This is a genomic window from Humitalea rosea, from assembly GCF_003253705.1.
Classification (GTDB): Bacteria; Pseudomonadota; Alphaproteobacteria; order Acetobacterales; family Acetobacteraceae; genus Humitalea; species Humitalea rosea.
The window spans coordinates 26211-33476 of the sequence record NZ_QKYU01000035.1; the positions used below are offsets into that span (position 1 = coordinate 26211).

General features: G+C 66.5%; 6 protein-coding genes. All 6 read left to right on the top strand.

The window, feature by feature from the left end; translation table 11 throughout:
• Positions 1 to 176 precede the first annotated feature (176 nt).
• Genes C8P66_RS21345 through C8P66_RS21370 form a run of 6 tightly spaced genes read left to right on the top strand, consistent with a single transcriptional unit; the run spans position 177 to position 7056 of the window.
• Positions 177 to 1208, top strand: coding sequence for an ABC transporter substrate-binding protein (locus C8P66_RS21345; RefSeq protein WP_158537346.1), 1032 nt, complete (start codon positions 177 to 179; stop codon positions 1206 to 1208).
• Positions 1205 to 2917 (top strand): ABC transporter permease, encoded by a 1713-nt coding sequence (locus tag C8P66_RS21350; protein WP_146423023.1) that lies wholly within the window; start codon positions 1205 to 1207, stop codon positions 2915 to 2917. The genes C8P66_RS21345 and C8P66_RS21350 overlap by 4 nt, the downstream gene beginning before the upstream one ends.
• Before the next feature lie 17 nt (positions 2918 to 2934).
• Entirely contained in the window at positions 2935 to 3999 is a 1065-nt protein-coding gene (locus C8P66_RS21355; RefSeq protein ID WP_111400317.1) for an ABC transporter ATP-binding protein, read from the top strand.
• On the top strand, positions 3996 to 5357 hold the full coding sequence (locus tag C8P66_RS21360) for an acyclic terpene utilization AtuA family protein (RefSeq protein WP_245903719.1): 1362 nt from the start codon (positions 3996 to 3998) through the stop codon (positions 5355 to 5357). Before C8P66_RS21355 ends, C8P66_RS21360 begins: the two co-directional genes overlap by 4 nt.
• On the top strand, positions 5357 to 5686 hold the full coding sequence (locus C8P66_RS21365; protein ID WP_111400318.1) for a DUF4387 domain-containing protein: 330 nt from the start codon (positions 5357 to 5359) through the stop codon (positions 5684 to 5686). The genes C8P66_RS21360 and C8P66_RS21365 overlap by 1 nt, the downstream gene beginning before the upstream one ends.
• On the top strand, positions 5683 to 7056 hold the full coding sequence (locus C8P66_RS21370; protein ID WP_111400319.1) for an LLM class flavin-dependent oxidoreductase: 1374 nt from the start codon (positions 5683 to 5685) through the stop codon (positions 7054 to 7056). Before C8P66_RS21365 ends, C8P66_RS21370 begins: the two co-directional genes overlap by 4 nt.
• Positions 7057 to 7266 lie beyond the last annotated feature (210 nt).

Sequence of the window (7266 nt, forward strand, 5' to 3'; positions counted from 1 at the left end):
GTTTCCTCTTCCTGCCCGACCGCGCCTCTGGACGGGCTTGCGGATACTGTTGTATGCAAACTTTGCCCGCGCCACCAGAGAGTTTCTCGGGAGCACAGGCGGTCCGCACCCGAACGGGGCGTGGCCGATCATGGGAGGGAGGTTCCATGGATCACCGTTTTCGGCCTGGCCTGGGCATGACCAGGCGCAGCGCAATCGCCGCACTCGCCACATTGGCCGCGACGCGGCAGGCCGCGGCCCAACAACAGCAGCCCGGATGGGCCGAGGTCGTGGCGGGGGCGAAACGCGAGGGGCGCGTCGTCTTCTACTGCAACCTTCAGCCCAACGGCATCGAACCGCTGCTGCAGCTGTTTCGCACCGCCAATCCCGGGATCCGCACCGAATATATCCGCCTCGGCAGCGGGCCGCTGATCGAGCGGTTCCAGACCGAGTTCAACGCCGGCCGCAACATCGCCGATGTGCTCATCACCTTCCCCGACGAACGCTTTGACGAGGGGCTGGAGCGTGGTTGGGCGCAGCATTGGACGCCGCCCGAACTGCCCCACTTCCCGCCCGGCATCGTGCGTGCCGGAGCGGCCTTCGCGCTGCACCAGTCGCGCGAATGCATCATCTGGAACCGTGGCCTGGTGCGCGACGCGGACGCGCCGAAGGAATGGGCGGATCTGATGGATCCGCGCTGGCGCGGCAAGGTCGCCATGAACCCGCCCTGGCGTTCGGTCGCCGTGCAGCAGCTTGTCGCCTATTGGGAAGACATCGGCATACGCGACGCGGCCGAACGGATGCGCGCCAATGAGGTGCGCTTCTTCGAGGGCTCGGGCGGCGTGATCCAGGCGGTGGTCCGCGGCGATGTGCGGATCGCGCATCTGACCGACCTGCCGCTCAATCCGATGCTGGAGGATGGCGCGCCGATCGGCTACGTCTATCCGGCCTCCGGCACGACCACATCCTCCGGCTTCATCATCGCCGCTGGCCGCGCGCCCAATCCCAATGCGGCCCGGGTGCTCGTGAACTGGCTCATGACCGGTCCCGGACAGGAGGCGCTGCAACGCCTCGGAGGCTTGCCGGTCACTCGGACGGACGCTCCGCCGCTGTCGAAGATCCCGGCCACGGCGAGCCTGCCCAAGGTGGTGAATGGCGAGTCCATCCTGACGCCGGAGCGCCAGGCACGCATGATCAGTCACTGGCGCACCGTCTTCGGCGTCCGGTGACAGGCATAGCGAAGCGCGCCGGCACGCGAGGAGGGGCGGCGTCGGAGCGAATTCTCCATGGCCTTTATCTGCTGACCTTCGCCGCCGTGCTGGCGCTGGTGATGCTGCCGATCTCGGCACTGATATACGGCAGCTTCCGTACCAGCGCGCCGGGCGAGCCGGTCGGCGAATGGACGCTTCGCAACTACGAGAACCTTGCATCGCAAGGCGTGCTGAATTCGATGTGGACGACGCTGTGGATCGGTCTGGTCTCGGCGGCGTTCTGCATCATCCTCGGCACGGCTCTCGCGCTGGTCGTGCATCGCACCGATTTCCGCTGGCCGCGGCTCATGACGACGCTGATCGGCCTCGCCTTCTATTTCCCATCCTTCATCGTCGCGATGGCCTGGATCATCATGGGCTCGCCCGGCGGTGTCGTGAACGCGGTGTTGGGCGATCTGCTGGGGCTGGAGTGGCCGCGCGTCGACATCTATTCGGCCTTCGGCATCGTCTTCGTCAGCGTGCTGCATCAGGTGCCCTTCGTGTACCTGACCGTGCGCGGCCCGATCATCCATATGGATGCGAGTTATGAGGAAGCGGCGCGCGCCGCCGGTGCCACGCCGATGACGGTGATGCGGCGCGTCACCCTGCCTTTGCTCGGATACTCCCTCGCCTCCAGCTTCATCCTGGTCTTCGTGCTGTCGATCGAGCAATTCGCGGTGCCGGCGCTGATCGGCATACCGGGCCGGGTGACGATGCTGGCGACGCAACTTTATCTGCTGGTGCGCTTCTCGCCGGTGGATTACGGGCTGGCGGCGGCGATCGGCCTCGCGCTCAGCGCCATCACCGGCGCCGCGATCTGGGCGCAGCGGCGCATCACCCGCGCGGGGCGGCTGACCACGGTCACCGGCAAGGCCGGCCGCGTCGCGCCGATCCCACTTGGGCGCTGGCGCTGGGCGGCCAACCTGTTCTGTTTCGGCTTCATCTCGCTCGCACTGCTGCTGCCGATGGTGATCCTGATCTACACCTCGCTGCTGCGCTGGTTCACCGCCAATCCCTTTGCTGGCATGTACACCTGGCGCAACTACGTCTTCATGTGGGAGAGCGACTCCACCTGGCAGAGCCTCTGGAACACGCTGATCGTCTCGGGCGTGGGTGCGGTCATGGGTGTCACGCTCGGGCTGATGTGTTCCTACTTCACGCTGCGGCTGCGGCCGAAGGGGCATGGCTGGCTCGATCTGCTGGTGGTGCTGCCCTTCGGCGTGCCGGGCATCGTGCTCGGGCTTGGTCTGCTCTGGGCCTATGCCTTTCTGCCGCTGCCGCTCTACGGCACCATCGCCGTGATCATCGTCGCCTTCGTCACGCGCTTCCTGCCCTATGCAACCGAGACGGTCGGCGGGCAGATGGTGCAGATCGACCGCAGCCTGGAGGAGGCCGCCTGGGTCGGCGGCGCCAACCGCCTGCGGGCGGCGCAGCGCATCATCCTGCCGCTGATCGCACCCTCGGTGCAGGGCGCGTATTTCCTGTTGTTCATGGCCTTCTTCCGCGAAATCTCGGCGGCCATCCTGCTGTACTCGGCCAATACCAAGGTCATCTCCATCTCGATCTGGGCCTTCTTCGAGCAGGCGAACTGGGGGCAGGCCAGCGCGCTTTCGGTCGCCACCACCTTCGTGATCTTCGCCATCCTCTTGGTCATCGGCTGGCTCGTGTCCGCCGGTCGCCGTTTCTGAGCCGGGATTCCGCGCCGATGGGCATTTCCGTCACCGACCTCAGCAAGCACTACGGGCCGGTCGCCGCCATTGGCGGCGTCTCCTTCGAGATCGCGGATGGCGAGTTCGTCTCCCTCCTCGGTCCCTCCGGCTGCGGCAAGACCACGACCTTGCGATGCATCGCCGGGCTGGAGCATGCGACGGGCGGGCGCATCTCGATCGGCGGGCGCCTGGTTTCCGCCCCCGCCGAGGGGCTGCTGGTCCCGGCGCATGAGCGCCAGATCGGCATGGTGTTCCAGTCCTATGCCGTCTGGCCGCATATGAGTGTGCGGCAGAATGTGGCCTTTCCGCTGTCGGTGCGTGGCGTATCCGCGGCCGACTGCGCGTCCCAGGTGGCCGAGGCGCTGCGCGTCGTCGGCCTGGAGCATCTGGCGGATCGTCACCCCTCGCAGCTTTCCGGGGGGCAGCAGCAGCGGGTGGCCCTGGCGCGGGCGATCATCGGCAGCCCCGCGGTGCTGCTGTTCGACGAGCCTCTGTCCAACCTCGACGCCAAGCTGCGCGAGGGTATGCGCGGCGAGATCCATCGCCTGCAGCGCCGCCTCGGCATTGCCGCCGTCTATGTCACGCATGATCGGGAGGAGGCCCTGTCCATGTCGGACCGCGTCATCGTCATGGAGCAGGGACGCATCGTGCAGGTGGGCACGCCGCGTGACCTGTACCGCCGACCGCGCAGCCGCTTTGTTGCTGATTTTGTCGGCAAGGTTGGGCTGATCGCGCTGCATCGGCAGGGCGATGGCTGGGCCTCGACCGATGGCACGGCCATCCTGGTCGCCCCAGGCGAGCCCTGCGGCCCAACCGCGCTTGGCGCCGTGCGACCGGAGAATATCCGCTTGCTTCGGGGCGGCGAGGTGGCGGCGGCACCGGAGGTGAATCTGCTGTCCGGCATAGTGACGGAGGCACAGTACCTCGGCCCCTTCACGGAGTATGTCGTGGATGCCGCCGGCGCGTCACTGCGGGCCTTCGCCCAGATGGATCTTCCGGTGGGGGCACCCGTCACCCTGGGCATCGCCGCGGAACACCTCGTGCTGGTGCCCGACGCATGAACGAGATCCGGCTGCTTTCGACCAGCGCGATCCTGGGCTACGGCTTCCCCGAGGCCTCGCTGAAGGCCGGCATGGCGCGGGCGCCGCATGTGATCGGCGTGGATGGCGGCAGCGTCGATCCTGGCCCCTACTACCTTGGCGCGGGCAAGCCCTTCTGCTCCATCATGGCGATCCGGCGCGACCTGCGGCTGATGCTGCATGCCGCGATCGAGGCCGGCATCCCCATGCTGATCGGCACCTGCGGCGGCAGCGGCGGCGCGCCGCATCTTGAGTTGACCGCCCAATTGGTGCGGGAGATCGCGCGCGAGGATGGCCTGCATTTTCGCATGGCCTTGATCGACGCGGAGCCGCCGCGTGACGGGCTGGTTGCACAAGCCGCCGCAGGCCGAATCCGTCCGCTGGCAGGCCTGCCCGCGCTGGCCGCGACGACGATCGAGAAGGCAACGCGGATCGTCGCCATGATGGGGCCTGAGCCCTTCATTGAGGCCCTGGACAATGGCGCGCAGGTGGTGCTCGCCGGGCGCGCGAGCGACCCCGCGCCCTGGGTCGCCGCCTGCACCCGGGCGGGCCTGCCGCCCGCCCCGGCCTGGTATGCCGGCAAGATGCTGGAATGCGGCGCCACGCCCTCCATCCCCAAGGGCCACGACTGCCTGATGGTGACGGTGCGCGAGGATCATGTGGACTGCGAGCCGATGAATCCGATCCGCCGCTGCACGCCTTTGTCGATTGCAAACCACAGCCTGCACGAGAACAGCAGCCCCATTCACCATATCGAGCCGGGCGGGATGCTCGATACCTCAGACTGCCGCTTCGATGCCTTGAGCGATCGTGCCGTGCGTATCTCCGGCATGCGCTGGAACCCGGCATCGCAATACACGGTGAAGCTGGAGGGCGTGGAGCTCGCGGGCCATCGTGCGATCTGCGTCTGTGGCACACGCGATCCGATACTGATCGGCCGCATCGACGTCTTCATCGAGGAGGTGCGTGGCATCGTGCGCGACAAATCCGCGGCCTTTGGGGTGACGCCCGATCGCTACACCCTCGGCTTCCGCGTCTATGGCCACGACGGAGTGATGGGCGCACGCGAACCGAACCGCACAGCGACGCCGCATGAGCTGGGCTTCGTGATCGAGGTGGTCGGCGACACGCCGGAGATCGCGATGGCCGTGCTGGGCATCGCCCGCACCAACATGCTGCACACCGACTTCCCCGGGCGGCTGTGCCGCGAGGGCAATATGGCCTTCCCCTTCTCGCCGTCCGATATCGAGGCCGGGGCGGTGTATCGCTTCAGCGTCTACCACGTCGCCGAACTCGATGATCCGCAGGCCTTCTTCCCGATCCGTTACGAGGCTCTGTGATGGCGCTGATCCGCGACATCGCCCGCGTCTGCAAGAGCAAGAACGCCGGCCCTTTCGAGCTGACCGTCGATGTCGTCTTCGACGATCCGGCGCTGTATCGCCGCGTGAAGAGCACCGGCGTGCTCTGCGCGGCGTTGTTCGCAAGACTGTACGATGTCCGCGCCGATGCCGTGCTGTTCACGGCTTACGACGCGGCCTCGGCCTTCAAGGCCACCTTCCCGCGGCTGCTGCCATCGGGCGAGGTTGGCGACACCGATGTCTATGGCTGCCAGCAGCATGCGCCGCTGCTGGATGTCGATATTCCGCTCGAAGAGGATCGCGCTGCATGACCGCTGCCCCACGCCAGATGGCGATGGTCGCCTTCCTCCAGGCACAGAACTGCTCGAACCTGCCGGCCTCCTGGCGCCACCCGGCCTCGGCCTCGGATTTCATGACGCCGGAATACTACCAGCGCATCGCGAGGGTGCTGGAGGAAGGCAAGTTCCACATGGCCTTTTTCGACGACCGGCTGGCCATGCCCGACATCTATTCGAACGACTTCGCGCCAACGGTCGAACATGGCGTGCGCGCCGTGAAGCTCGATCTGGTCTCCATCGTCACCGCCATGGGGCTCGCCACCACCAAGCTCGGCCTGGGCGCCACCTATTCCACCACCTATTACGAACCCTTCCATGTCGCGCGCGTGTTCGCGACGCTGGACCTGATGACCAAGGGGCGCTCCGCCTGGAATATCGTGACCTCGCTGAACAATTCTGAGGCACTGAACTTCGGCAAGACCGAGCACCTCGAGCACGACCTGCGCTACGACCGCGCCGAGGAATTCATGCAGGTCGTCATGGGCCATTGGGGCACATGGGAAGATGACGCGCTCGTCCTCGACAAGCAGAGCGGCCGGTTTGCCGATCCCAGCAAGGTGCGGCGATTGAACCACGAGGGGCGCTGGTTCAAATCGCGCGGGCCCTTCACCGTGCCGCGTTCGCCCCAGGGCCATCCCGTGCTGCTGCAGGCGGGGCAGAGCGGGCGTGGGCGCAGCTTCGCCGGGCGCTGGGGCGAGGTGATCTTCGTGGTCTATCCCTCCCTCGCCTATGGCCAGAAGCAATATGCCGAGCTGAAAGCCGCCGTCGCCGCCGCCGGGCGCAATCCGGACCATGTGACGATCGCCCCCGCCTGCTATGTCGTCTGCGGCGAGACGGCGCAGATGGCGGCCGACAAGAAGGGGCTGCTGGACAGCCTGCCCAAGCCGATCGATGGGCTGACCCTGCTGTCGGAGGTGCTGAACTACGATCTGGCCCAGAAGCCCTATGACGAGCCGCTGACCGATGATGAATTGGCCTCGCTCTCCTGGCAGGGGTTCCGCGACCGCGTCATTCAGTTGAGCGGAAAATCCAACCCGAGCGTGGCCGATATGGTCCATTTCTCCGGTCGGGGCACGATCAAGGAGCATCACGCCTTCATCGGCACGCCCTCGATGGTCGCGGACCAGATGGAGGAATGGTTCACCGGCCGCGCCTGCGACGGCTTCGTGCTGGCGGCGACGCATATGCCGGGGGCCTATGAGGATTTCTCGCGGCTCGTTGTGCCCGAGTTGCAGCGGCGCGGGCTGTTCCAGAAGGAATATCGCGGCACGACGCTGCGGGAAAACCTCGGCCTGCCCCTGCCGAGCGCGGCGGACTGCCGTCGCCAGGCCGATCAGGTCTGAGGTGACGGCGGGGATAGTCCCCGCGTTCCGTTCAGAGGGTTGGCGGACCACAATCGACGATGATGAGCACTATGTCTACGCTATAGTCCTATGATCACATACGTGAGCAACCATGGTAAGCGAAGCCTCGGCGCCCTTCTTTCGCGGGTCGGTATGAATGTGCTGGGTCGGCTCCAGGCGTGATGCTTGGAGATGGCTGTATGGACAACG

Coding starts and splice junctions, on each gene's coding strand:
- C8P66_RS21355 (WP_111400317.1), top strand. CDS start 2,935: ATGGGCATTTCCGTCACCGACCTCAGCAAGCACTACGGGCCGGTCGCC.
- C8P66_RS21365 (WP_111400318.1), top strand. CDS start 5,357: ATGGCGCTGATCCGCGACATCGCCCGCGTCTGCAAGAGCAAGAACGCC.
- C8P66_RS21345 (WP_158537346.1), top strand. CDS start 177: ATGACCAGGCGCAGCGCAATCGCCGCACTCGCCACATTGGCCGCGACG.
- C8P66_RS21370 (WP_111400319.1), top strand. CDS start 5,683: ATGACCGCTGCCCCACGCCAGATGGCGATGGTCGCCTTCCTCCAGGCA.
- C8P66_RS21360 (WP_245903719.1), top strand. CDS start 3,996: ATGAACGAGATCCGGCTGCTTTCGACCAGCGCGATCCTGGGCTACGGC.